This window comes from Pilibacter termitis (assembly GCF_900167335.1).
Taxonomy (GTDB): Bacteria; Bacillota; Bacilli; order Lactobacillales; family Streptococcaceae; genus Pilibacter; species Pilibacter termitis.
Genome location: NZ_FUXI01000010.1, coordinates 52,990 through 76,563 on the forward strand (window position 1 = coordinate 52,990; position 23,574 = coordinate 76,563).

At 39.0% G+C, this 23,574-nt stretch carries 30 protein-coding genes; 3 read left to right on the forward strand and 27 right to left on the reverse strand.

Going from position 1 to position 23,574, the window contains the following annotated elements:
• Positions 1-74: 74 nt before the first annotated feature.
• From B5D30_RS05500 to B5D30_RS05510, 3 genes are all read right to left on the reverse strand, one after another.
• The gene (locus tag B5D30_RS05500) at positions 75-386 is read right to left on the reverse strand and encodes a hypothetical protein (protein WP_078807035.1); all 312 of its coding nucleotides are present in this window, start codon (positions 384-386) and stop codon (positions 75-77) included.
• Positions 387-502: 116 nt separating this feature from the next.
• Positions 503-847, reverse strand: coding sequence for a hypothetical protein (locus B5D30_RS05505; RefSeq protein WP_078807036.1), 345 nt, complete (start codon positions 845-847; stop codon positions 503-505).
• A gap of 168 nt (positions 848-1,015) precedes the next feature.
• Positions 1,016-1,288: a hypothetical protein gene (locus tag B5D30_RS05510; protein WP_078807037.1), complete on the reverse strand. Its 273-nt coding sequence runs from the start codon at positions 1,286-1,288 to the stop codon at positions 1,016-1,018.
• A gap of 259 nt (positions 1,289-1,547) precedes the next feature.
• Here B5D30_RS05510 and B5D30_RS05515 point away from each other — a divergent pair, with 259 nt between their 5' ends.
• The gene (locus B5D30_RS05515) at positions 1,548-2,465 is read left to right on the forward strand and encodes a helix-turn-helix domain-containing protein (RefSeq protein WP_078807038.1); all 918 of its coding nucleotides are present in this window, start codon (positions 1,548-1,550) and stop codon (positions 2,463-2,465) included.
• A gap of 37 nt (positions 2,466-2,502) precedes the next feature.
• Here B5D30_RS05515 and B5D30_RS05520 read toward each other — a convergent pair whose 3' ends face one another.
• The gene (locus B5D30_RS05520; RefSeq protein ID WP_078807039.1) at positions 2,503-3,693 is read right to left on the reverse strand and encodes an MFS transporter; all 1,191 of its coding nucleotides are present in this window, start codon (positions 3,691-3,693) and stop codon (positions 2,503-2,505) included.
• 499 nt (positions 3,694-4,192) lie between these two features.
• Between B5D30_RS05520 and B5D30_RS05525 the strand changes: the two genes are divergently transcribed.
• Complete coding sequence (locus B5D30_RS05525) at positions 4,193-5,158, forward strand: prenyltransferase (RefSeq protein ID WP_144399494.1); 966 nt, start codon at positions 4,193-4,195, stop codon at positions 5,156-5,158.
• 100 nt (positions 5,159-5,258) lie between these two features.
• On the opposite strand, the gene B5D30_RS05530 is transcribed toward B5D30_RS05525, so the two are convergent.
• The 23 genes from B5D30_RS05530 to B5D30_RS05630 form a co-directional block, all read right to left on the reverse strand.
• Complete coding sequence (locus B5D30_RS05530; protein ID WP_078807041.1) at positions 5,259-5,789, reverse strand: ECF transporter S component; 531 nt, start codon at positions 5,787-5,789, stop codon at positions 5,259-5,261.
• Positions 5,776-6,168 carry a DUF4430 domain-containing protein gene (locus B5D30_RS05535; protein ID WP_144399495.1) on the reverse strand — a complete coding sequence of 131 codons (393 nt, stop codon included), beginning with the start codon at positions 6,166-6,168 and terminating at the stop codon, positions 5,776-5,778. Before B5D30_RS05535 ends, B5D30_RS05530 begins: the two co-directional genes overlap by 14 nt.
• 243 nt (positions 6,169-6,411) lie before the next feature.
• The gene (locus B5D30_RS05540; protein WP_078807043.1) at positions 6,412-7,596 is read right to left on the reverse strand and encodes an acetate/propionate family kinase; all 1,185 of its coding nucleotides are present in this window, start codon (positions 7,594-7,596) and stop codon (positions 6,412-6,414) included.
• 15 nt (positions 7,597-7,611) lie between these two features.
• A complete protein-coding gene (locus tag B5D30_RS05545) occupies positions 7,612-8,325 on the reverse strand; it encodes an MIP/aquaporin family protein (protein ID WP_078807044.1) in 714 nt (237 codons plus the stop codon).
• Positions 8,326-8,488: 163 nt separating this feature from the next.
• On the reverse strand, positions 8,489-9,607 hold the full coding sequence (locus tag B5D30_RS05550) for a 1-propanol dehydrogenase PduQ (protein WP_078807045.1): 1,119 nt from the start codon (positions 9,605-9,607) through the stop codon (positions 8,489-8,491).
• 205 nt (positions 9,608-9,812) lie between these two features.
• Positions 9,813-11,204: an aldehyde dehydrogenase family protein gene (locus tag B5D30_RS05555; protein ID WP_078807046.1), complete on the reverse strand. Its 1,392-nt coding sequence runs from the start codon at positions 11,202-11,204 to the stop codon at positions 9,813-9,815.
• Positions 11,185-12,195, reverse strand: a complete 1,011-nt coding sequence (locus tag B5D30_RS05560) for a cob(I)yrinic acid a,c-diamide adenosyltransferase (protein ID WP_078807047.1) — start codon at positions 12,193-12,195, stop codon at positions 11,185-11,187. The genes B5D30_RS05555 and B5D30_RS05560 overlap by 20 nt, the downstream gene beginning before the upstream one ends.
• Positions 12,196-12,199: 4 nt before the next feature.
• Complete coding sequence (locus tag B5D30_RS13165) at positions 12,200-12,394, reverse strand: hypothetical protein (protein WP_144399496.1); 195 nt, start codon at positions 12,392-12,394, stop codon at positions 12,200-12,202.
• Positions 12,395-12,430: 36 nt separating this feature from the next.
• Complete coding sequence (locus B5D30_RS05565) at positions 12,431-12,694, reverse strand: EutN/CcmL family microcompartment protein (protein WP_078807048.1); 264 nt, start codon at positions 12,692-12,694, stop codon at positions 12,431-12,433.
• A 177-nt stretch (positions 12,695-12,871) separates the two neighbouring features.
• The gene (locus B5D30_RS13555; RefSeq protein ID WP_159443224.1) at positions 12,872-13,027 is read right to left on the reverse strand and encodes a hypothetical protein; all 156 of its coding nucleotides are present in this window, start codon (positions 13,025-13,027) and stop codon (positions 12,872-12,874) included.
• A 27-nt stretch (positions 13,028-13,054) separates the two neighbouring features.
• The gene (locus B5D30_RS05570) at positions 13,055-13,372 is read right to left on the reverse strand and encodes a hypothetical protein (protein WP_078807049.1); all 318 of its coding nucleotides are present in this window, start codon (positions 13,370-13,372) and stop codon (positions 13,055-13,057) included.
• Between the two features lie 12 nt (positions 13,373-13,384).
• Positions 13,385-13,885, reverse strand: coding sequence for a PduM family microcompartment protein (pduM, locus tag B5D30_RS05575; RefSeq protein WP_078807050.1), 501 nt, complete (start codon positions 13,883-13,885; stop codon positions 13,385-13,387).
• 1 nt (position 13,886) lies between these two features.
• Positions 13,887-14,732, reverse strand: a complete 846-nt coding sequence (gene eutJ / locus B5D30_RS05580; protein WP_078807051.1) for an ethanolamine utilization protein EutJ — start codon at positions 14,730-14,732, stop codon at positions 13,887-13,889.
• Between the two features lie 28 nt (positions 14,733-14,760).
• Positions 14,761-15,393: a phosphate propanoyltransferase gene (gene pduL / locus B5D30_RS05585; RefSeq protein WP_078807052.1), complete on the reverse strand. Its 633-nt coding sequence runs from the start codon at positions 15,391-15,393 to the stop codon at positions 14,761-14,763.
• A complete protein-coding gene (locus B5D30_RS05590) occupies positions 15,386-15,667 on the reverse strand; it encodes a BMC domain-containing protein (protein WP_078807053.1) in 282 nt (93 codons plus the stop codon). Before B5D30_RS05590 ends, pduL begins: the two co-directional genes overlap by 8 nt.
• Positions 15,668-15,721: 54 nt before the next feature.
• Entirely contained in the window at positions 15,722-16,129 is a 408-nt protein-coding gene (locus B5D30_RS05595) for a BMC domain-containing protein (protein ID WP_078807054.1), read from the reverse strand.
• Positions 16,130-16,146: 17 nt separating this feature from the next.
• Complete coding sequence (locus B5D30_RS05600) at positions 16,147-16,506, reverse strand: glycerol dehydratase reactivase beta/small subunit family protein (RefSeq protein WP_159443225.1); 360 nt, start codon at positions 16,504-16,506, stop codon at positions 16,147-16,149.
• A 1-nt stretch (position 16,507) separates the two neighbouring features.
• Entirely contained in the window at positions 16,508-18,331 is a 1,824-nt protein-coding gene (locus B5D30_RS05605) for a diol dehydratase reactivase subunit alpha (RefSeq protein WP_078807070.1), read from the reverse strand.
• A 21-nt stretch (positions 18,332-18,352) separates the two neighbouring features.
• Positions 18,353-18,868 carry a diol dehydratase small subunit gene (locus B5D30_RS05610; protein ID WP_078807056.1) on the reverse strand — a complete coding sequence of 172 codons (516 nt, stop codon included), beginning with the start codon at positions 18,866-18,868 and terminating at the stop codon, positions 18,353-18,355.
• 13 nt (positions 18,869-18,881) lie between these two features.
• Entirely contained in the window at positions 18,882-19,541 is a 660-nt protein-coding gene (locus B5D30_RS05615) for a propanediol/glycerol family dehydratase medium subunit (protein ID WP_078807057.1), read from the reverse strand.
• 15 nt (positions 19,542-19,556) lie between these two features.
• A complete protein-coding gene (locus B5D30_RS05620) occupies positions 19,557-21,218 on the reverse strand; it encodes a propanediol/glycerol family dehydratase large subunit (RefSeq protein WP_078807058.1) in 1,662 nt (553 codons plus the stop codon).
• An 18-nt stretch (positions 21,219-21,236) separates the two neighbouring features.
• Entirely contained in the window at positions 21,237-22,046 is an 810-nt protein-coding gene (pduB, locus tag B5D30_RS05625; RefSeq protein ID WP_078807059.1) for a propanediol utilization microcompartment protein PduB, read from the reverse strand.
• A 72-nt stretch (positions 22,047-22,118) separates the two neighbouring features.
• Positions 22,119-22,400, reverse strand: coding sequence for a BMC domain-containing protein (locus B5D30_RS05630; protein ID WP_078807060.1), 282 nt, complete (start codon positions 22,398-22,400; stop codon positions 22,119-22,121).
• Positions 22,401-22,688: 288 nt separating this feature from the next.
• Here B5D30_RS05630 and B5D30_RS05635 point away from each other — a divergent pair, with 288 nt between their 5' ends.
• Positions 22,689-23,564, forward strand: a complete 876-nt coding sequence (locus B5D30_RS05635; protein ID WP_078807061.1) for a PocR ligand-binding domain-containing protein — start codon at positions 22,689-22,691, stop codon at positions 23,562-23,564.
• Positions 23,565-23,574: the final 10 nt, after the last annotated feature.

Genomic DNA, 23,574 nt, shown 5'->3' on the forward strand with positions numbered 1-23,574 from the left:
TATTTTTTTGCAAGAACATTTAGAATGGAGAGTTTTATCGACTCCACTCTAAATGTTTAGAAAACACTATTCTATTAAAAAGAATATGTCCCCCAGTCTGGATAGATTTTTGTTCCCATATCCCAACCGTCCTGTCTATGTTCTGCTTTAGCTACACCATAATCCGACTTAGCGGATTTTCTGCCTACTCCATAACCATTGGTGCAATAAGCACGAGAACCATATCGTCTAGTATCTTTAACATAATAATGTGAATAGCAATAAGTAGCTCCATTTTTTGAGCTATGATTCCACTCATCAATCAACCAAGGGTGCGGGTTACTAACCGCAGCTGAAGCCGTTTGAGCTAGGGCAACTCCAAAAGTTGCGACTGCTACTGTTGTCAAAATAGATTTTTTCGTTAATTTTAGTGATTTTATAAATAATTCCTTTTTCTTTTTTATTAAAGATATTAGAGGGAAGTGTAATCTCCCACTCTAATATCAAAACGCTATACCTTTATTTAAAATCCATACACATTCCAACCGGGATAGATTTTACTTGCCATATCCCAACCGTCTTTTTTATGTGAAGTATAGGCTTTACCATAATCTTTTTTCTCGTATTTTCGTGTTACACCAAGACCATTGATACAGTAAGCAATAGAACCATATCGTCTACTATCCTTTACATAGTAGTTAGAATAAGCATTCGTAGAACCACTTGTTGAGCTATGATCCCATTCATCAATTAGCCAAGGGTGTGGATTGCTAATAGTGGCAGACGCCGTTTGAGATAAGGCAACTCCAAAAGTTGCAACTGCTACTGTTGTCAAGATAGATTTTTTCGTTAATTTTTGTACGTTCATGTTAAATTCTCCTTTAAATTCTTGTTATTTTTGTTTTCTTATTTTTCTATAAGTTTTTTAATGCCTTTGTAATTCGGTAAAATTTAACAACTTTTCTTAATATACCAAATTACATCATAAATTTCCATAAATATCTGTGGAAAATATGCGTTTCTACATTTTCTTTCCCTACATCACCCCTTTCAAGCAAGAGCTCTCTTTTGACTCTTTCTTTTTTCCTCCAAGCTCTACCACACCTAACTCTTTTGGAACTCCTTTGGGCAGATGAAGTTTTTTCGTTTGATTCTCTTTTAAAGAAAAGACAATTCCTGTCTTGCCATTTTCGACTGTTTTAAACAATCGTTTTTTCTGTTGAAGATTGGAAACCACCAGTCGTATATCTATTCCATTTTCTTCAATTTGTGTTTTTGTATCTGGTGGCTTGAAAACTTTGTTATCCATTTCTTACCTCCTCATTTTTTAATTACTCTTCCCACCACGGAAAAGATTTCAATAGATTTGAAAAAAAATCAAAGCAAAACATTCTATCCCTCCATTCGACTAAGTTCTAGCTTTTTATAAGTTCTTTTGTTTTACAAGACATATTATGCCAAGAAACCAAAAACCTCACCACCCCATGCAAGGGCTTGACATTTTCGCTTGATTATGATTCAGGGTTCTGATACAATAAATATAAGGTTATTACAAAGGCGGTGAACAAATGAATTTAGGGAATATTGGAGAAAAAATTCGATTGTTACGTGAGAAAAAAGGGATTTCCAGAGAAACGGTATGCGAGGACGAAAGAGATTTAACGTACAAACAGCTTGGCAGAATTGAACGAGGCGAGTCAAGACCGACACTTGAAACACTCGCTTTTATCGCTCAACAACTAGATGTAGATATTGCAGACCTCCTCTCTGAGAAAAAAGAATTGCCAAAAAGATATTTGGAATTAAAAAACTTATTGTTTCGTGGGATCAAAGTCTATCAAAACGAAGAAAGGGCTGAAACCGTAGACGAACAATTTGATGAAATTTACAACAACTATTTTGAAGATTTACCACGATACGAACAGGATACAATCGAATTAAAACAAATTTTGCATGATATGACGTTGACGAAAACGGCAGGTTCTGCAGAAGAAATAATAGCGGAATCTTTTGATCGTGTTTACAAAAAAGACGACCTTGACTTGAATGATTTTCTTATAATTAAACTCTACTTTAACTTATCGATTTTAAAAAATGAAGTGGATACAGAGGAAGTGAAAACTTTATCTCAAAAAGTGATTGAAAAAATCGAAAGTGCTATCGACCTTGAACTTCTCGTTATCGGCTCTATTCTCACATCTATTGCTATCATTTTAATAGAGAAAAAAAACTATGAGGAATTGCTGAAAATTATAGAGATTGGTGAAAAATTACGAAAAAAGACACTGGACTTTCGTTCAAAACCTGTTTTTTGTATGCTAAAAGGAAAATGCATCTTATTCCACCAAAAAGACCCCGAGTTAGCCAAACAACACTACCAAGAGGCTATCACCTCAGCAGAAATGCTGGAAGATAGTTTCCTTTCAGAGAAAATAAAAGAAGAATTGCGTAATGATTTGATTGAATATAACGCTTTATTTAGCTAAGAACTCCTAAACAAAATTTTTAGGAGTTCTTAAAGTTTTATTCACTACCACTCTTTCTAAGAGGGCTTAAAAATGCAAAAACACCTGCGAAAAATCGAATGGTTCCTGCAAAAAGAATAATGAGATAAATTGAATAATTTAGACTGATTAGTTTACCACCTAAAAACGCTCCTACTGGGATTGCTAGATAAGAAATCATGCGTGTCACACTTACTACTCTACCTAAAATATTTTGTGGAACAATTCTTTGCCGCAATGAAAAGTAAGAGATAACATTAATATTCCCGCATAAGTTACTTAACCCCATAACAACACCGATATAAATATAATTTGTGGCATTAAATAACAACAGCGTAAACACTCCTGCACACATGGTGCTAACAGAAATAACAAAACCTGCCTTAAATTTCTCGTTTAATTTCGGTGCTAAAAATGCACCTAATATCGCACCAATTCCTGATATAGATAAAATCAAACCATACTGAAACGAGCTGTATTGTAAAATATCCGTGATAAAATAGACTAAATTCGATTGAAACATATTGATTCCTAAATTGGTAAACAAAAAGAGAACTGCACCAGATAAAATAACTTTATTTTCCATTACATACGCTATGCCGTCTTTTACATCATTGAGTGCAGATGATTTTTTATCGGTTGATTGAATAACATCATCTTCGTTAATAAATAAGACAAATATTCCTGCCAGCAGATAACCTGCTGCATTCACCCACAATGAGTTTTCAGGAGTAAAATAAAGCAATAAAACACCACTAATCATTGGTCCAATTAAATTTAGCGTGTTATCCACTAACTGAATGCCCGCATTCGCTTTCGCCAAGTTCTTTTTCTCAACCGTTAACGGTAACAAACTTTGAAAGGAAGGGTGTATCAATGGCTCCGTTGAAGAAAGTAAAAAAGTCAAGAAATAGATAACGACAATTTCTATCTTTGAGCTTTGTAATGAAATAATCAGCAATGTTAAGAAAAATAACGAGATAAAGTGACCATATGAAATAATTCTACTTTTCTTTATTTTATCTGCTAAAACTCCACCCAAGATTGAAAACAGTATCCACGGAATAAACGTGATACCGTAAAGTGTCGCCATGTGATACGCAGACCCCGTTTTTTGAAAAACCAAAATCGGCAAAGCAATTTTTCTAAGCCAATCCCCCACATTAGAAATACAAAAACTCCCCCATAATAATTTGTATGATTTGGTCATTTATTTCTCCTTATGATGTCCGCAAACTTTACAATGTTCATCTTAGGACGCACATTTAAAATATCCATATAATGCTGTTTCGGCAACGCTAGAATTTGATAGCAGTTTTTGTCAACATATGCAATTCTCCTTCCTATAGGTGATATTCAAGTGAGATTTTTGTTTTACTTGAATATAATATTAGCAAATATTATATTTTCTGTCAAAATAAACAATTGTTAAAATACAATAAGAACTGATGAGTTAGAAAGCCAAGAATAAATTATTTTTAATTACATTCGATAAGAAAGTATTAAAAATAAAGAATAGCAACCAATTAGTAAGAGAACCCCCATTATATAACATCTTTCATTTATTTTATAAAATAAGAACCAAGTACATGAAAAGGTTTGCGAAATTTGGTAGAATTTGCGGTATTCCATAGATATAAGTGAAATACTTCAAAAAAAAAGAATTATCTTTATTTCCACCAACACCCCAAAATTTCCAAGCAAATTCCTTGAACATTATCAAAGAAAATCATACCTTTAAAGTAGATGAATCTGAAAAAGGAATGGTATTGAATATGACGAAAAAACAATTTGTTGAACTTACCGAAATTTACAATTTGCCGATTAATTTTTTTCTATTTATCATTGGTATGAGTTATTCACTGGCGAATTTTCACGTGTTTTTTAATTGGCGGGTAGTGCTTTTTGCTTGTGTGTTGTCGTTGATTTATATTGCGACAAATATTCACAACAATTACCACGATTTTCAAAATGCAAAATTGGTGAGTTATAAGGAGAAGAGCAATATTATTGGACGAGAAAATTTGAATTTGTCGCTTGTGCGACAATATATGACGTTCTTTTTCGCTCTTGCGTTTATTCTTGGGGCAATTCTTGTTTATTTTACCGATTTTCCAACACTTCTCCTCGGCTCTTTTGGTTTTTTTGTTGCGTGGAAATACTCTGCGGGGAAATTTTCCATTCATAGCACACCACTTGCTGAGACGTTACCAGCTTTTATGAGTGGCGTAAGTATTCCAATGATTACAGCTCATATGGCAAGTTTCAACGTGAAAAATACTCCGTTTTTCGAGTGGAGAATGTTCCTTGTCTTTTTGCCTGCGATGCTTTGTGTACTAATTGGGCTTTTGTGCAATAATACGTGTGATTTAGAAGAAGATATTGAAAACGGTCGAAAAACGCTAGTTTATTATATAGGAAAGAAAGTTGCAGTTTTCTTGTTAAACATACTTTATCTTGTTATTTTTTGCTTGATGATTGTAAATGTGTTGTTAGGATTTTTACCCTTCCTTGCTATTTTTGCTCTACTTCTTGCTATTTTACCAACACTTCGTGCGTTGAAAATTTATCAATCACTACAAAGCAAAAAAGAAACCTATCCGCTCATCATGAAAAGCATTTCCATTTTCCTCATGAGCTATGCTCTATTTTATTTTCTGGGGGTTGTTTTTTAGTTTTAAACGAAGTGGTGAACAGTGTTCAATCCCCAACACTCAAGAACAACAGAGCCCTAAGGACTAAAAATCCCTTAGAGCTTTGTTGTTTTATAAGGCTTTAGCTTTTGATGTCCATCTTTCTCAAAAGTTTCACGAAAATAGGTGTTAAAATGAAGTAAAACGCTCCATTTCCCAAAGCATGAAGTGTATCAAAACTCAAGCCTTGGAAATAGTACACCCAAAAGTTTGTAAAACCAAACATTTTCATACTGATAAGTGAAATAATAAAACCGTAAAGAAAGCCTGAAAACACGCTGACGACAATTTGCAAAGCGAAAAATCTGCGATACCATGCAAACTGAGCAAGCACGCCGACAAAACAAATAACCACCGTATAACTAACGATTTGTGAAATCGTCCACACACCCATTCCCAAATAAAGATTGGTCGTTATCACGGATAAAATGCAAACGATGATTCCTCTTATTACCCCGAGTTTCAGGGTGAGAATGAGAAAAATTGCCGTCATAGGCTGAATATTTGGCAAAAATTGGAAAAATATCCGTCCTACTGTCGCCGCTGCAATCATCAACGATAAATAGGCGATTTCTTTTACCGAAAAAAAGCTGACAGCACTAGATTTTGGCATAGGTAAACACGACCTTATCACCATTTTTCAAAATCGTCTCTCCTGCACCTAATTCTGCCATTTTGTCATTGATTTTATACATCCAATAACATCCTTTTTCAGCATCTTGCTTGACACCAGCAATCTCTGTAATCATGCCTTTGTCATCTGCCACCTCAAAGTTTGCCTTTAGCACTTCTAGCAAATTTTCATCTTCTTTAAAAGTTACTTCTTTGCTTGCAATCTCTTTTTCTTCTTGAATAAGAGTAATCGTTGCTTTCAGCTCTGATTTTTCAGCTGTTTTGGTCTCCTCAGTGCTTGTTTGCGTTTTACTTGTCGCACAACCTGTCACTACAAATAAACTTACGGCAAGCATTGTTCCTACAAAAAATTTCCTCATTGGTAAAATCCCTCCGTTTTTCGTTTTTTTCGGATCACTCAAAAATTTCGTTTGGTTATTTTGGAGTGTTCCTTATCTATTCAAACAAAAAACTAGAGTACCTCAAAAGATACTCTAGCCCTTTGCTAGAAAACACCTTTTTCCCTGATACAGTGTGTTTCAGCTAGAACCGAGGGTCTGACTTCGTTTGCACGTCACAGTAGAAAAGGGGCTGTAAAGGATTTTCACCTTATTCCTCTTGGTTCATAGATGAGCGGAAACCTCTCTTGCAATCATTAATTCCTCGTTTGTTGGAATTACAAGAACATAAGGTTTTCCGTTATTTTTTTGAATAAAACATTCATTTTTTTGATTTTTTTCTTGGTCTAATTCGATAGAAAGACATTCGAGTCCCTCGCAAGACTTTTGACGAATAATGCTTGAGTTTTCACCTATTCCTGCGGTAAATATCAACACATCAAACCCACCAAGTTCCCCCGCATATCCTGCAATCGTTTGTCTAACGCGACTGGTAAAAATATCAAGGGCTAATTTTGCTTGGTGAACTCCCTCGCTTGCTTGACGCACTAAATCACGTGAGTCATTGCTAAGTTCTGAAACACCTAAAAGACCTGATTCTTCATTTATGATAACGTTTATTTGTTTTGTTGTCAAATGAAGTTTTTCTTGTAAATATGGAAGAATCGACGGGTCAATATCCCCGCAACGTGTCCCCATCATTAACCCTGCTAGTGGCGTGAAACCCATTGACGTAATGACGGATTTTCCGTCTTTGATCCCACAAATGCTCGCACCATTTCCTAGATGACAAGAAATGATTTTCAACTCCTCAAACGGCACACCGATTTTTTCTGCCGCCTGCATTGCAACATATTGATGGCTTGTCCCATGAAAACCGTATTTTCTTATGTGATAATCACGATAATATTTCATTGGGAGTGGGTAAATATACTCTTTTTCCGCCATTGTTTGATGAAAAGCGGTGTCAAAAACCGCTACTTGCAAGCAATTCGGCAATACCGTTTGGAACGCTCTTATCCCAATAAGATTTACTGGATTGTGGAGTGGAGCGAGTATGGATAATTCCTCGATTTTTGCGATTTCTTCCGCATGAATCGGAGTGGCTTGTGAAAAATATTCTCCACCATGGGCTACCCGATGTCCGACACCGCTCAATTCCTCGAGTGAAGATAAAAATTTCTTTTCTAGTAAAAAATGGAGCAAATAGTCTACTGCTTTTTCATGTGAAGAATGAGGTAACGTATGCTCCGCTTTTTCATCGCTCGTTTGATAGGAAAACGTCATTTCTTTTGCTAAACCAATTCGCTCAAACAATCCTTTTACTAAAAGTTTTTCCTCTGGCATTGAAAATAGCTGAAATTTCAAAGATGAACTGCCAGAGTTAATCGCCATAATTTTTTTGCTCAAGTCTTTTCCTCCGCCTTAAAATAAATTGACAATCGTTACAGCCACAATTGCTCCAATGATTGGGCCAACGATTGGAATCCACGCATACCCCCAGTTACTGTCGCCTTTGTTGGCAATCGGCAAAACGGTGTATGCCAAGCGTGGAGCAAAATCCCTTGCAGGATTGATTGCATAACCTGTCGTTGAGCCAAACGAAAATGAAATCCCCACCAATAAAAATGCCAAAACTAACGGTTTTAATGACGGAGCAAAATCAGCAGGGAGCAATAATAATGTGAAAACAAATGCAAATGTCGCAATGATTTCACTGATCAAATTGAAAAATGTGTTAGGTATCGCTGGACCTGTCGCAAATATACCGACACTATTTCCTTCGTCACTCTTCGTTTGTGCAAAATGTGGTAAATAGTGAATCGTTGCCACCGTTGCCCCAAGAAATGCTCCTCCTAATTGAGCGAGGATAAAAGTCAAAACTTGACTCCAGTCTGTTATGCCACCTATTGCAAATGAAAGGGTGACTGCTGGATTAAGATGTGCGGGAGCATTGAAATAAATGGCTGTATATACCCCTAACATTACCGCAATCCCCCAACCAAATGCCACTAAAACCCAATTTGCACCGACAGCTTTGGCTAACGTTTTGTTTAGATTAATGGAACAGCCTACTCCTGTACCAAAAAAAATCAATACAAATGTTCCAATAAATTCTCCTAATACTGCATTATTCATCTTGTGAACTCCTTTCTGTGATTTCACTTCGTAAAACCGCAGAAACTTGACCTCCGCTTAGCTCCGTCCAAGCAGGGTCACGAGCGAGCTTTGCCCGCTCGAAGTCTTTTCTGTGATTTCACTTTGTAAATGCTCAAAGTCTCCTCTATAAGTATAACGGAGACTATTTTATTATCTTTCTATACACTCGCTCTAGTTCTATTTCGCTAAAGTGAATAGGGTTACTTGGATAGGTTGCGTCGTTTTTTGCATTGCGTGAAATTTCCACTGCCCGCTCACTTGCTATTTTTTCCTTTATACCAAATTCCTTTAGCGTTAATGGGCAATGAAGTTGCTTAGAAAGTTGGGTGATTTCCTTTTTTAACTTGGAAATTGCAAGTGTATCTGGTAAATTTTCTCGTGCAAAACCTAGATTTCTTGAAAGTTGTGCATATTTTTTCATTGCACATTCTTCTTGAGCGTTTGCTTCTATCACATGAGGAAGTAGCATGAGATTGGCTAAACCATGTGGCACTTTGAAATTCGCTCCTACTTGGTGAGCGATCGAATGGCATATCCCCAATCCCGCCAAATCAAAGGCAATCCCTGCTAAACAAGATGCTTCGTGCATTTTACTGCGTGCGAAAAGATTGTCTCCCTCAGCGTAGCACGTTTTTAGATTTTCAAAAACGAGACGGATTACTTTTTCAGCTAGAGCATCTGTATAAGTAGTCGATTTCGTTGCCACCATTGCCTCCATTGCGTGCGTAAGTGCATCCATTCCACTATATGCGGTGATATTTGGAGGGCAAGAAGTAACGAATGTTGCCTCAAGCAGTGCCTCATCTGGAATTAAATCTGGGTGAAAAATTGGATATTTGATTTTTTTCTTTGTATCTGTAATCACCGTAACACTTGTCACTTCACTTCCTGTGCCACTTGTCGTTGGAATTGCAATGAATTTTTTGATTTCATTTGTCGTTGTTTTTTGATAAACCATTAACATCGCTTTTGCAGTATCAATCGCTGAACCCCCTCCTATTGCAATCACAATCGTTGGAGACATTTCACACATTTTCTCCACACCTAATGCAACCGTCTCAATCGGCGGATCTGGGATAATCTCTGAAAAAATTTCTATTTGCACACTCTTAGCAAACTGTTGCATTACTCTATCAAAATTTTCTGTCCCAATAAAATAAGGGTCACATACTAAACAAATTTTTTCTTGCTCAAATTGTTCCAAACGACTTAAACAATTTTCTCCTGTGTAAATAGCTGGTTTTAAAGACCATTTGTCCATTTTTTCACCTCTTTTGCTTTTCTTTGTCTAGCTGTGAGGGGCTGAAGTTTGGCAACTGTTCACAATGTCGCTTGAAGCTTCGCTTCAATGCTAGTCTTTCAAGAATCTTTGATTCTTAGAAAGACTGTATGCGAAACGAAGTGTAGTAGTAAATAAACGACATGGTTCACTGTTGCAAACACCTAAACGCCCCTCGTAGCTTTTCTTATCTAATCGAAAAGCCGTCTGTTAGTACGCATCTGCGTTTTCTTGCGAAGTTTCTTGCTGTTGTTGTGCATTCTCCTGTTGGGGTGGCGATTGTGAATGTGGTTGCTCCTTCTCCACCAAAGCCAAGTCCTGCAAAAGAGGGGCCATTTTTAACAAAAATAGATGTTTGGAATTTTCGTCCTGCTAGGTTCAGTCGTCCAATATTTTGCGAGTGCATAGTTGCTGTGTGGTGTAATTTTTGCTCAATTCTCAGTGCAACATTTAGTGCCTCATCAAAATTTTGAACGGCAACAATCGGTAAAATTGGCATGAGCATTTCTTTCATAACAAAAGAGTGGGTTTCTTTCGTTTTCATGATAATCAAACGAACGTCAAAATCAACATTCACTCCAGCTTCTTGCAAGATGAAATTCGCATTCTTGCCGATAAATTTTCGACTTGGTTCACCATTTGGTGTAATCGTCAACTGCTCAAGTTTTTGAATGACTTTCTCATCCTTAATCAAGTAAGCACCTGCTTTTTCCATTTGAAGAATTAAATAATCGGCAATATCTTCTACTGCTACGACACTTTTTTCAGCAATACATAAAATATTATTGTCAAAACTTGCACCAGCAACAATATCTCTCCCCGCTTTTTCAATATTTGCTGTTTCATCTACAATTGACGGCGGGTTGCCTGCTCCTGCTGCGATTACTTTTTTTCCCGATTGCATTGCTTGGCGAACAACCGCAGGACCTCCTGTAATCACGAGCAAATCAATCCCCTCATGCGTCATCATTTCTTGAGCTGCTTGAATGGAGGGCTCTTTTATCGTAACAATCAAATTTTGAATACCGCAGGTTTTATAAACTATTTCGTTTAGTTTAGCTACTGTCCAACGAGAAATTTTTTTCGCCCCCGGGTGAACACTGAAATAAACAGCATTCCCTGCTGCGAGCATTCCGATTGCGTTACAAATCAATGTTTCTGCGGGGTTTGTACTCGGTGTAACAGCTCCAATGACACCATAAGCGGATAACTCGTAAAGTGTCATGCCATTGTCGCCCGTTTCCGCCTCGGTGAGCAAGTCTTCTACACCCGGTGTTTTATCTAAAACAAGTTGTATCTTTAATTTTTTATCTTCCACTCTCCCCATACCTGTTTCTTCAAATGTACGCTCAGCTATCTCTGAGATGAAACAAGACATTTCTTTTTTTATCGCTGAAATGACTTTCCTGCGACACTCTAGGGATTTTTCCTCATATTTTCCTTGAGCAACTTTTGCAGAGGAAATCGCCTCGTTTACAGTTGAAAACACGCCGTACTCTGCGTTTTCCAATCCTTTTTCTTTCCCAAGAAACTCTCGCACTATTTGCTCAACCGTCTTTTTAAGCTCCCTTTCCTGCATAATCAACCTCCTCAAACGCTTTTTTTCCTATACAAGCAATTTTTTCGTCCTCTTCTACACTACCGCCACTAATTCCAAGACCTGCAACGATTTTGCCATTTACACAAAGAGGTACGCCTCCTGCAAAGGTCACGATTTTTCCTTCAGTCAATGCTTCAAGCTGGAAAAACGGAGCATCTATTTGAGTAAGTTTGTGTAAATCTTTTGTCGATTGCCTCATCGCCACTGCCGTATAGGCTTTTTTCTGTGCCATTTCTACACTGACGAGCAAAGAATTTTCCATGCTAAAACTTGCTCGTAATATCCCTGATTTATCCACTATTGCCATTGTTGCTGAAAGATTCATTTGTTTTGCCTCAGCAATACAAGCATTAAACACTTTTTGGATAGTGAAAAATGAATAATGTTCTTTCTCCGTTTCCATTTTCATCTCCAGTGTTCTCTCTAACTCCACTCGCACCATTTCCTCAATCGTCAAATAATCACTCATGCGAGCAAGCATATACAAACAATCCGATAAACGATTGATAAATTTTTGAAGTTCCTTGCGTATTTTTTCTACTTCCGCAAGTTCCACCAGTCTTCTTTCTCCTCTGCGACAAACCGTTCGAGCTACGTGCAATTGAGCAGCTGGCAACATTTTTCCATGTAAAATAAACTGATTGACACTGGGAAGAATTTCGGTGTATTCATCTATCCATTTTTCTAATCGCTCAATATCTTTTTGATCAATTAAAGCTGTTTGCTGTGTTAATTTCTCCATATTTTCAGAAGTTGCAATTTCAGCATTCACTTGAAACAATTTCTCTTGTATCCATTTCAGTGGTTCTTTTAGTTTTTCTTGTGTCACTTGCTTTTCTGCTACGCTAATTTGAGCCAAACATTCATCAAATGTGCCATAGGTGTCAACACGTAAATCATATTTTTTCACACGTTTTCCGTCAAAAAGACTTGTACTTCCCTTATCGCCTGTTTTTGTATAAATGCTCATTTATTCACCTCCTTGTCTGGATAGCTATGAAGTGCAAAGATTCGCTGTGTAGCAGTAAATAAACGACGTGGTTCGCTGTCGCAACCTCCTTAACGCCTCTCTTCGCTTTTCTTTGCCTAGCTGCGAGAGGCAGGGTTTGGGTCGCTGTTCGCAATGCCACCTGAAGCTCTGCTTCAGGCAAGTAAATGGCATGGCTCACTACGACAAAACCCTTAACGCCTCTCTTCGCTTTTCTTTATTTATCAAACGTGTCGATAATTCCTACGATTGCTGCATCTACTGCTTCGGAGGGGGATTGGAACATTTGTTTGGCTGAGGAGCCGATTGTTAGCAATACATAATCTCCGACTCCTGCTCCTACCGTATCTGCTGCGACTTGATGAAAACGAATGGACTCCTTATCGCTATCGACTGGCTGAACAATCATCAATTTCTTGCCAACTAAAGACGAATCCTTTTGGGTAGATACAACACTACCAATCACTTTTGCCATTAACATTTTCTATCTCCTCTCGCTTTTTTTGTGGCTATATCAGAGGGGGTGAAGTCTGGTGGCTGTTCGCTGTGCCACAAACTTCAAATTGCCCCGCTCGCTTTTCTTTGGCTAGCTGCGAGGGGCAGGAGGTTGGCGACTGCTCACAACGTCGCTCGAAACTGGCGTTTCGATGCTAGTCTTTCAAGAATCTTTGATTCTTAGAAAGACTGTATGCGAAACGAAGTGTAGCAGTAAATAAACGTCGTGGTTCGCTGTCGCAACCTCCTTAACGCCCCTCTTCGCTTTTCTTTGTCTAGCTACAAGGGGCAGGGTTTGGGTCGTTGTTCGCAATGCCACTTGAAACTTCGTTTCAATGCTAGTCTTTCAAGAATCTTTGATTCTTAGAAAGACTGTATGCGAAACGAAGTGTAGTAGCAGGTAAATGGCATGACTCACTACGACAAAACCCTTAACGCCCCTCTCCGCTTTTCTTTGTCTAGCTACAAGGGGCAGGGTTTTGGTCGTTGTTCGCAATGCCACTTGAAACTTCGTTTCAAGCAGGTAAATGGCATGACTCACTACGACAAAACCCTTAACGCCCCTCTCCGCTTTTCTTTGGCTAGCTACGAGGGGCAGGAGGTTGGCAACTGTTCGCCACGATGCTCGAAACTTCGTTTCGAGTAAATAAACATCGTGCCTCACTGTTGCAACCTCCTAAACGCCCCTCTTCGCTTTTCTTATTTTTTCAACAGTGATTTTTTCTTTTTCTAAATATTCTCTTGCTAGTGCTGTTAGTTGTTGATTTTCTTCTAAAATCAGTACAAATGAACAATCTAGCCAGAATACATCTTGATAGGTGAGAATTTTTTTAGATAAGGCATAACATTTCAAGCCATTTTTGTGTTGCAAAATAAATGGTGAGCAAACAAGGAAATCTCTTGGTATGAAACTTACTTGTGAAAATGCTAACTCAAGCGTAACTTCGCAACCATACTCTAGACTTTCAAAAATCCATGAAACAAATGAAGTCTCTCTTTTCTCTGCAATTTCCTTTAAAAAAAGTACGCCTACATCTGTAATGGTGATGTGCTGATGTTTTAAAAAGTCACGTACACCAATTTTTGATTGAAAAAAATCATCTTTTGCTGAAACGACAAGCGTGCTTTGCTCACGTTGAAATAAAAGCTGAATAATTTTTTGAATGATTTCTTCCATTTCAGCTCACCTCATCTATAATCTCTGAGGACATCGCAATGCCAATTGGTGTGACAAATTGCGGATAATCAGGTTTATAAACGGCTTGGTTTAAGTATTTGCTAAATTCCTGTTCAAATTCACTTAAAATAGAGGCACCACCTACTACAAAAAGTGGTTCACTCGGTTGTTTTTCCAAAATTTTCCTCGTGATTTCCGCCATTCGCTGAACAACTGGACGACAAATGCTAAAACATTCTGCATCAAGTTGCGGATTTCTCTTTCTCACTTCTGCCTCAGGAATCGGAATTTTATGGAATCCTGCAATCACAAGTGTCATATGCGTTCCGCCTGTCGCCTCATCCGCAGAAAGAATCACCTCTCCATTTTCAAAAATACTAATTCCTGTCGTGCCACCGCCAACATCAATCACCGCACCATGCTCCAATTGCAACAAACAAGCTGCAGCCGTAGGTTCATCCACGATTTTGTCTAATTCCATGCCAGAGGATTCAATTACATTGCCAACGATACGTTTATTGTTTCCTATCGTGCCGGGTGGAATGGCACCTGAGGCTTTCTTCAGTGTAAACCCTAGAGCATCTTCCGCCTGTTTTTTCAAGCGTGAAACGATTTCCACGGATTGCTGATAATTGACCACCAACCCGTCACGAATAACATCTGCATATTCAAAAGCACCGAATAACACCCGATTTTCTCCGTCTAACACCACTAAAACAATGGAGGAAGTCCCTAAGTCCACACCAACCTTATAGCCACACCCTGCTTCAAAGGATTGTGCCAAACCTGTATTGACAATTTTTTTAAATTCAGCTAATGTCTCATTGGCTTTTTCTAAAACGCTCATGACTTCCTCCTTGATATGCTTTTCGTTTTTACTCTGTTATCAAACTGCCTGTTGTGTTTGGCAATATGTCGCAGGCGTTTGCCTCGTCTGTGTCTACGTGCATTTCTAACACAAAGTTTTCACCTGCTCTTATTTCTACATCTTCAAGAACAACTGTACGCTCTTTTGAGGTTACTCTTACCTTTACAGCTTGCCCCATATTTAAGCCTAACTCTTCCATTTCTTTAAAGCTCATGTGAATATGTCGCTTGGCAATAATCGCTGCAGGGATAGTGATTTCCCCGTTTTCAGAGCATAACGTAATCATTGAGGCATCTTTCAAATCGCCTGATAGGCGAATGGGAGCATTTACTCCTAACGTCCGTGCATCTGTTTTAGAAATTTCCACTTGACTTTGCCTCCTAAGTGGTCCTAGCACACGTACACGCTCAATTTCACCTTTTGCTCCTTTTAGCGTTACAACGCTTTTTGAGGCATATTCATTCGGTTGTTTTAAAGGTTTGAGTGGCTCGATTTTTTCATTTGGAAATAAGGCTTTAAAATCTTCTTCTGTTAAATGAACGTGTCGATTGGAAATGCCGATTGGAATTTGCTCTTTTTTCATTTCCAAAAGCACTTGACAGACAGCCTCTTTGATTGCCACTTCCGTCCAATTACTCATGAGTCGTCTTTAAAATGACCGCCTCAATGTCCGCATGAGGACGTGGAATAACATGAACAGAAATCACTTCTCCCACTTTTTCAGCTGCCACACAACCAGCGTCCGTTGCTGCTTTTACCGCCCCAACATCGCCACGCACCATAACCGTCACAAGCCCTGAACCAATTTTTTCTGTGCCAACAAGTGTCACGTTTGCCGCTTTTACCATTGCATCTGCCGCCTCGACAGCTCCGACTAACCCTTTTGTCTCAATCATTCCTAGTGCATCATTCATTGTAAAATTCCTCCGTTTGTTTTCATTCTTTGAATATCGCTTTTAACCTTGCGATTATTCCTTTTTCTTTTTTGTCGAAGTTTTTGCCTTTTTTTCTTCAACAGCTGGTGTTTCCTCTTTTATTTCTGGAGTTCCCTCAGGCAACTGCTCTAGCTTTTCCTCTTTTTTGATTGGTTTTGCTTTCTTTCGCCCTTGAAAGAATACTTTCTCCAAATCATTGGCAGGGCGTGGAATTACTAAGGCGGATACAAACGAATTGTCTTCCATTGCCTTTGCTTTTCCCGCATCTACTGAGGCTTGAACGGCTGCAACATCACCTGTAATTTCAACAGTCATCCAACCAAAGCCACGAGCTTTTTCCATGCCTTTTAATTCTACTGCCGCTACTTTCAACATCACATCAGCAACATTTATCGCACCTGCTAATCCTCTTACCTCTAACAAGCCTATCGCTTGATTCATCTAGTTTCACCTCGCAATCAATTGTCCTCTAAATCTTTAAATGCAACTCCCTTTACCAATCTTGCTGCATTGCCACCAAAGCGTTTCAATACTTCTTTTGGTTGTTGTTGGATATTTTCTAGCACTATATAAGGCGTGGTGTTCTTCAAGTTTTTGTAGTGTAAAATCGCTTGTGTTTGATTGCACGAAATCCCGACATTTAACGAAGATTTTACACTTGCTTGATAGGCTAGTTCCACCACTTCTCTATCTGAAAATTCCTCGAGGAAAAATGGAATCCCTTCTTCCTCTAAACCGTGCAATATTGAGGAAATCACACGCTGCGGAGGAGTGTCTAATACAGCAATATAAATTTGTGGTCGCACTCCTATTTCCATGTTAATTCCCCCTCGCATATGAAAGAATTAAGCCTGTTGCAACAGCATTTCTCGGTCCTTCCACACTTCTAATATTGCCACGACCTGCAACTAAACCATAGTGAGAAAGTGCCTCTGTCACGAGCTGAGGAATTTCAAAATCCAAAGCAGAACCGCCGACAATCACGACAAAAGGAATGTCTCGAATATTTCCTGTCGGACTTACTTGTCTCAATGCACGAATAGCATTTTTGACAAACACCCTTTCTTTCGCACTTTGGCGAACTTGCTTGATTTTTTCCACGGATAAATCACTTGAAATTGGTAAATAGCCGTTTTCCTTTACTACTACCACCCTCGCAAAAAGGGACGGGTCAAGTGGTTCATCGAAAAATTGAACACTGCCATCTTCATGACGAAGATAGAAAATATTTTCCACTTTTGCAAGAGGGAAACGTTTGATGTCCTCGGCTAAATAACGATTCTCCAGCCCTAACTCTGAGTTTATCAGCATCGTTACCATGTCGCCTGCTCCAGCTAAATGCGTTGCCGTTATTTTCTCATCGCCATTGATGATAGACGCATCCGTTGAGCCTGCACCTAAGTCTAAAATTGCAAGTGGTGTTGTAGTCCCCGGTGTTGTCAATGCACCTAAAATTGCCGCCTCTGCCTCAGCACCTCCGATTTCAACTGGAATACCTAGGTCTTTGTAAATCTCCTGTGCAATTTTGGACATTTGTAAATGGTCGCTCTTTACCATAGAGGCAATCCCAACTGCTTGTTCCATTGAAAATTCGCCTGCCACTCCACCTTTTACACTCAAAGGTACAAACGTATCTACCGCAAGCAAATCTTGAATAAAAATTTCACTTGATAGTTTTTCCGTTAAAAGTGCCATTGTTTGTCGAACTTTTTCTAGCATACCACCGACATTTGTTCCAGCTTCACCGACCACATTGTCAATTATTTGGAAACTTGCAATCTTCTCCATAATCTTTTCAGCACCTGCTGAAATATCCACACGCAATTTTCGACTGCCACTTGTAATTTCAATACTTCCTGCTGGAATGGTTCTCGCCTTAACGTCCCCACTTGGTGTTTTTATCACAACCGCCGAACGATTGCCAATCAACGCTCGAGAGACGGGAACGATATTTTTTGTCGCCTGTGCATCTAGCTGAAAAACAGTCGCAATTCCATAAGGATTAGAAAGCTGTGTGATACCAAAGCCAACAGGAGCGACTTCGACTGCCGCAAGCATACCTAAAGGTACTTTGTCAATATAGGCAACTTCATCAATAATCGGGATTTTTTTATTCAAACGATTGTGAACTAATACACCATCATCTGCTTGCAAAATTGCTCCCTCAATCTGATAGCCCTCACTCATATAACGATTGAACTGGCGAGCAACTTCATCAAATTCCCAAGAATTTCCTACAACTACAATATAATTTGCTCCTCGTTGAGCTTTTGTTGCGAAATCATCTAGCGAAATCGTCTCGCCTACACCCAATCCTAATCCTCCCGGAGTTTTCGGATTGTGTCCAATCATCGTTGACTCTGTAATCACCGTTTCAGTAATGGTTTCCATTGCCACATCGCCAATAACTGGCGTTGCCTCATTAATGCGAATAAGTGAAATATCTTGAAACGCTAAATCATTTTTATCTAACAGCTCATTTAAGGCTTTGTAAATACCAAAAAGGTTTTTCTTTGTTCCTTTAATTCCCGTTGTTTCCGCTAATGCAGACGAGCCAAAAATAATTTCTCCATTTTCAAGAATTTCTGCTAGAGCTACCTCTGTTGAGGAATTGCCAATATCTACTCCTATGACACGCTTCAAACTCATCACACTCATTTCTGATTAATTATCACCCTTTAACTTTTTCCGTTTTTCATAATGCTCTGCCGCCTCACGAACATAGTTTGCACTAATTGTTGCACTATATTGCACTTCAAGCTCTGTTGCGATTGCAAGTAATTCCTCCTTGCTAGAACGATACGGTCTGAGTGCATTATACATTTCAAGCAAACGTGCATCTGGAACAGCGGTTAATTCACTCGCTCGAGTAAAATTGCGTGAAATACTCTTACGTCCCGCACTTGTCGCAATTTCACCTTGTGCTTTCAAAATTCTCGGTGTAATTTTCAAATCATCAGGCGTGAGCGTTCCATTCATCACATTAGCTAAAGTAATATCTTCTAGCGTTTTGCCCGTTTTCGTTTTTATCCATTCAGGATGTTTTTGTGCCACAGGATAATCGGCAACAGTCGCTCCTCCCGTTGTTTGCGGAGTTTCTCGCTCAAGAGTTGATACACCGCCTGTCGTCATCTCTTGTAAAATCCCACGAACAAGATTTTCAATGTTTTTATCATTCATTTTCTTCACCTCGCTAAATTGATACAGCAATTTCTTCTGCTGGCTTTCCAACGACCACATATTTCGTTTCTTTTATGTGAAGTAATGCGGAAAGTGCTTGATATTTCGGACGTGCCATTTGGTCATTCATCATTGGCACAGGATTTGGTGATTCACCTTTTGCATATTTTGCTGCATTTTTCCCAATCGCACGATACGTTTCTGGTGTAAGCAAAGGTGCTTGTGGAAATAGCTCTAAATTCGTCAACGGTTGCAAATCTTTTTGATGAATAATCGCCGTTCCTTTTGATTGAAGTCCTACACACACACCACTACCAGAGAGATTGTCTCCTTCCACGCTGACAAATGCCACATCTGACGAACGATACACTTTCACTACACGTGCTTTTAGTCCTTCTTCTTCAATGCCTGCAATGACTTGCTTGAGAATTTCTTTATGCGGAACGCCTACAATACTTTGTGTTTGACTTTCTGCAAAAGCTGGAGCTACTGCAATCACCACTTCATCACGAGAAACACCTGTTTGTGCTTTGCCAATTGGTGAAAACCAGTTATTTTCCGTGTTTGCAGGTGGATTGGAGTGAAAAGTTACCTTTTCCTCTGTATGACTATCCATTTCTTGCAAAACCTCTTTGATAATTGAGCGTAGTAATTGTTCATTTATTTCTGCCATTTCAACTTCTCCTCTCTAAATATCCTTTGGATTAATTGCGTTTGGAATCGCCTTAACTTTTTCCCACTCTTCACCGTCTAAACGGTAACCAGTTCCGGGACCTGCGTAATTGTTTTTGTCATTCACAGCGGAAATAACATTCCATTGATTGTCAAAAATCGCAGAAGTTTGTAAAAAGTCACCCGCTACACGTTGTTTCAACAAATTCAAAACGCTTGTCGCAACGTCTTCAAAACCACTTTCAGCCAAACCTTTCACCAAATCAAGTCCAGTCGTTCCTCTGTCTAGCAATTCCTGAGCTGCTTTTATGTCTTCTACCATGTCACGCTCTGGCATATCTTGAGAGCCACGTGCGTAAGTGGCAGCTTCCACTTCAGCATCTGTCACTGTCGGCAATCCCAATTTTTCAAATAAACCTTGCAATGCCATTGCTGCTTTTCTACGAATTGCCACAACGTCTTCTTCTTTTACTGGACGAAGTCCACCGTCCACACGCAAGTCACGTTGAATGATATTGTAATCATCAAAATCATCTGCATCAAAGTTTGACCCTGCAAACATATTGTCATAGTTCGGAGTAGCAGAATAGCCAGATGAGATAAAGTCTGTTCCTGGTAAAAATTGCATCAAAAGCCGAGCTGTTCTACGAATATCTGAGTGAGAGAACGTTTGGTCATTTCCTGATGCCACTTCTAAATCTAAGAGCATCGCAATCAAGTTTTCAGCCAGCACTGCACGAATACCAGACGGCACTGCACCCGGCACACCGATACAACTAATTGAACCATTTTGAAGTCCTTGAACTCCTGCTGCTTTCGTCAAATAAATGCAACGTGTTTCCAAGTACAACATAGATTTCCCTTCAGCATACCCCATTTGCACTTCTGAACCTGTTCCAGAGGTGAAACGCATTTTCAATCCCCTTGAGGCATAGCATGATGCCAAAAATCCTTTTGACCAAGGAGTGTCATCGCCATCTGTAAATACTTGTTCTGTTCCATAAACGGAAATGGTTTCTGCATAAGCTGTAAATCCACGCATACCAAGGTCTAACTCTGTTGCCTCTTCTAGCGAACATTGTGTCAAAACTCCAGGACGCCCAACTTGTGAACCTACCATAATCCCAATTGCATTGAACGGTGCATATCGTGCGACTGCAACGGTTGTTTCTTGCTCATCAAACCCACGTAATGCCCCTTCTGCTGCATCCGCTGCAATTTGTACAGGATTGTCACGTACATTGGTTACGTGAGATTGAGTGGTGGGTCTGCGACGTGCACGCATTTTTTGTACTGCCATCATCATTTCTACCACATTCATGTAGCCAACGATTTCATTTAACTTGGCAGGAGTGACAGAGGTCGTCAATGCAACAATTTCCTCACGTGAAATATTCGGGTCTACAATCTTATTCGCCAATTCTTTTGAGGACATTTGCATCACTTCTTCTGCTCGCTCAAGATTGATACCATACGTTGCAATATAAGAGTCGATAAGATCAAAGTCTGCCTTTGATTTTCCGTCTAACTCCACTACAACACCATTTTCAATTTTAATGCTTGCCTTAGGGTCATTTGGACTTTGCATTGCAATTAAGCCTTCTTCTACCCATTCATCTACAAATCCGTCTTGATTGACGGGTCTTTTTTCTAACGCTTCAAATCGTTTTGATTTCATTTATTTTTCACCCTCTCTTTAAATATAGGACGGTTGGTCATTTTTAGGCGTTGAACCAAGCGTTGCTAGTAAGTTAATGCCAATTTCTCTTGCTGAAATCACTGCTTGACGAACTGCACCAGAATCTCCTGTAATGGTCATGGTCACTTCATTTGAAAAACTTTGTCCATTTTGAGGCGTTGCATAGGTCACCACTTCAACATTTGCCGCTTTCAAAGCTGTATCTGCCATAACAACTCCGATTGCAGCAGGAGCTCCTACAATAATGCCAAATGCTTTCCCAATTGGTGTACCAAATACTTTATTGCAAGCAAAACTTGCACGAGCTGTATATTGCATTTCAATATGCCCCGCCTCATTGCCATAGACATCTCCAAATGTGCGTGTATCTACTTCTCTTAGCGTAACTTCTACTGCACGTTTCACATCAGAAACATCATTTCCTCCAAGAATAATCAGTGACCCATGCCCTGCACCACCTTTTGTATCACGTGGCATTTCAATCGAAATGACTTCTGTATTGGTTGCTTTTACCGCCTCGTCCGCTGCCATAATATGCGGACCTGCACCAGTACGTGCTCCAATAATCCCGATAGAACGGTATTTTTTTTCTAATTTCATCGTTTCTAGTAGCGAAGAATCTACATTTGCAATAACTAAGCCAATTGTATCGCCAAATGCTGTTGCCCCTACAAATTCTGTTAAACCACAAGCCTTTTCAATCATGTTTGTCGCTCCTTTTTCCTTTTCTTTTAATTGTGTGCTGCCATCCATTTTTTTTAATACACGCTTCATAATTTCATCTACGTCAAATTGTCTCTCTGCCATGAGCCTTCCCTCCTTTGTCTAGTTGTGCAAAACTAGGTAACTGCAACTACCTCTCACAACTTTTTTGTGCGATTAGTCTTTTTTGGCAGAAAGCATTGAGTTGACTTCGCTATGTGGACGTGGAATGACATAATTGCTTACAACTTCTCCAACACTTGTTGCAGCAGATACACCAGCATCAACAGCTGCTTTTACTGCTCCTACATCACCACGAACCATGACTGTCACAAGTCCAGAGCCAATTTTTTCCGTGCCAACGAGCGTAACATTTGCTGCTTTGACCATTGCATCTGCCGCCTCGATTGCCCCGATTAGTCCTCTTGTTTCAATCATTCCTAGTGCTTCTTGTTGCATGATAAAACCTCCTTATTTTTTCTTTTCTTACAAGCTAATCATACGCTTTCATGCTTATCTTTTTTTGTCCTTTTTATCGTAAGAATTTTTTATTTTTAACACTATTTTGTCTGAATTATCGAGGAGTTGCTGATTTCAGTGGGCTTTTTAGGTTTCAAAAAATAGCACTATTTTGCTATTTTTCAGCTATATTATGTTATCGCTTTCTTTCTGTATTGAAATTCCTTGAAATACCTAGTAAAATGCTAATAAGGGAAATAGTAGCTAGACAGAAGAAAGGGGAAAATCATGGACAAATATTCTACAAATGGTGAAAAAAAGAAAACCATCAATAATATTATCGAAGATTTTTCCCTCGCCACAAGTTTCAGTGCCGTTTTGTGCGATATTCAAGGAAAAGAAGTATCCTCCACTTTTAACTTCTCCTCGTTTTGCCAATTGATGAGGAAAAATCCGAAATTCCACGAACTTTGCCGAAAGTGCGATAAATTCGGTGGTCTTGAGGCATATAAAACTGGAAACGCTTCTATTTATCGTTGCCATGCAGGGTTGACCGACATTTCTCTTCCAATTATTACTGAAAATCAACTGACAGGGTTCATTTTATTCGGTCAAGTAGAAGTCATCGACAATGAAATAAGTATTCATCCGATTGACACGGAAAATACAGATTGGACGAAAAATCTTGAATTGTGCAAGGCTCGTGAGAAAATACCACAAGTCTCTATCGAAAAAGTACACAGTTCAATTTCCCTTCTTCAAACGATTGGCGAATATTACTCAAAAGATGAGGCTCGTGAAAAAATCAAATTTACCGCCAAGAAAAAAACTGTCAATTCAAACCACGAGTCAATTCAAAAAGTTACAAACTACATTGAGAAAAATATCACTAGAAAAATCACATTAAACGAAGTTGCCGACCATGTTTATTTTAGCCCGCATTACCTGAGCAAACTATTCAAAAAAGAGCTGGGTAGTAATTTTATCAGCTATGTAAATGAGCAAAAAATGAAGCAAGCACAAGCTCTACTCATTGAGACAAATTTTACCATTGAGCAAATCGCTCGCAATCTTGGCTATTCACAAACAAGCTATTTTTGCAAAATTTTTCATGACATCACAAACGACACCCCGACTCAATTTCGGAATAAATATAAAAACTAATTTAAGGGTA

Excerpts from the sequence above, each read along its gene's own strand:
- B5D30_RS05505 (WP_078807036.1), bottom strand. The coding sequence starts at position 847 with ATGAACGTACAAAAATTAACGAAAAAATCTATCTTGACAACAGTAGCA.
- B5D30_RS05510 (WP_078807037.1), bottom strand. The coding sequence starts at position 1,288 with ATGGATAACAAAGTTTTCAAGCCACCAGATACAAAAACACAAATTGAA.
- B5D30_RS05515 (WP_078807038.1), top strand. The coding sequence starts at position 1,548 with ATGAATTTAGGGAATATTGGAGAAAAAATTCGATTGTTACGTGAGAAA.
- B5D30_RS05520 (WP_078807039.1), bottom strand. The coding sequence starts at position 3,693 with ATGACCAAATCATACAAATTATTATGGGGGAGTTTTTGTATTTCTAAT.
- B5D30_RS05530 (WP_078807041.1), bottom strand. The coding sequence starts at position 5,789 with ATGCCAAAATCTAGTGCTGTCAGCTTTTTTTCGGTAAAAGAAATCGCC.
- B5D30_RS05535 (WP_144399495.1), bottom strand. The coding sequence starts at position 6,168 with ATGAGGAAATTTTTTGTAGGAACAATGCTTGCCGTAAGTTTATTTGTA.
- B5D30_RS05545 (WP_078807044.1), bottom strand. The coding sequence starts at position 8,325 with ATGAATAATGCAGTATTAGGAGAATTTATTGGAACATTTGTATTGATT.
- B5D30_RS05550 (WP_078807045.1), bottom strand. The coding sequence starts at position 9,607 with ATGGACAAATGGTCTTTAAAACCAGCTATTTACACAGGAGAAAATTGT.
- B5D30_RS05555 (WP_078807046.1), bottom strand. The coding sequence starts at position 11,204 with ATGCAGGAAAGGGAGCTTAAAAAGACGGTTGAGCAAATAGTGCGAGAG.
- B5D30_RS05560 (WP_078807047.1), bottom strand. The coding sequence starts at position 12,195 with ATGAGCATTTATACAAAAACAGGCGATAAGGGAAGTACAAGTCTTTTT.
- B5D30_RS05565 (WP_078807048.1), bottom strand. The coding sequence starts at position 12,694 with ATGTTAATGGCAAAAGTGATTGGTAGTGTTGTATCTACCCAAAAGGAT.
- pduM (WP_078807050.1), bottom strand. The coding sequence starts at position 13,885 with ATGGAAGAAATCATTCAAAAAATTATTCAGCTTTTATTTCAACGTGAG.
- eutJ (WP_078807051.1), bottom strand. The coding sequence starts at position 14,732 with ATGAGCGTTTTAGAAAAAGCCAATGAGACATTAGCTGAATTTAAAAAA.
- pduL (WP_078807052.1), bottom strand. The coding sequence starts at position 15,393 with ATGAGTAATTGGACGGAAGTGGCAATCAAAGAGGCTGTCTGTCAAGTG.
- B5D30_RS05590 (WP_078807053.1), bottom strand. The coding sequence starts at position 15,667 with ATGAATGATGCACTAGGAATGATTGAGACAAAAGGGTTAGTCGGAGCT.
- B5D30_RS05595 (WP_078807054.1), bottom strand. The coding sequence starts at position 16,129 with ATGAATCAAGCGATAGGCTTGTTAGAGGTAAGAGGATTAGCAGGTGCG.
- B5D30_RS05600 (WP_159443225.1), bottom strand. The coding sequence starts at position 16,506 with ATGGAAATAGGAGTGCGACCACAAATTTATATTGCTGTATTAGACACT.
- B5D30_RS05610 (WP_078807056.1), bottom strand. The coding sequence starts at position 18,868 with ATGAATGATAAAAACATTGAAAATCTTGTTCGTGGGATTTTACAAGAG.
- B5D30_RS05615 (WP_078807057.1), bottom strand. The coding sequence starts at position 19,541 with ATGGCAGAAATAAATGAACAATTACTACGCTCAATTATCAAAGAGGTT.
- B5D30_RS05620 (WP_078807058.1), bottom strand. The coding sequence starts at position 21,218 with ATGAAATCAAAACGATTTGAAGCGTTAGAAAAAAGACCCGTCAATCAA.
- pduB (WP_078807059.1), bottom strand. The coding sequence starts at position 22,046 with ATGGCAGAGAGACAATTTGACGTAGATGAAATTATGAAGCGTGTATTA.
- B5D30_RS05630 (WP_078807060.1), bottom strand. The coding sequence starts at position 22,400 with ATGCAACAAGAAGCACTAGGAATGATTGAAACAAGAGGACTAATCGGG.
- B5D30_RS05635 (WP_078807061.1), top strand. The coding sequence starts at position 22,689 with ATGGACAAATATTCTACAAATGGTGAAAAAAAGAAAACCATCAATAAT.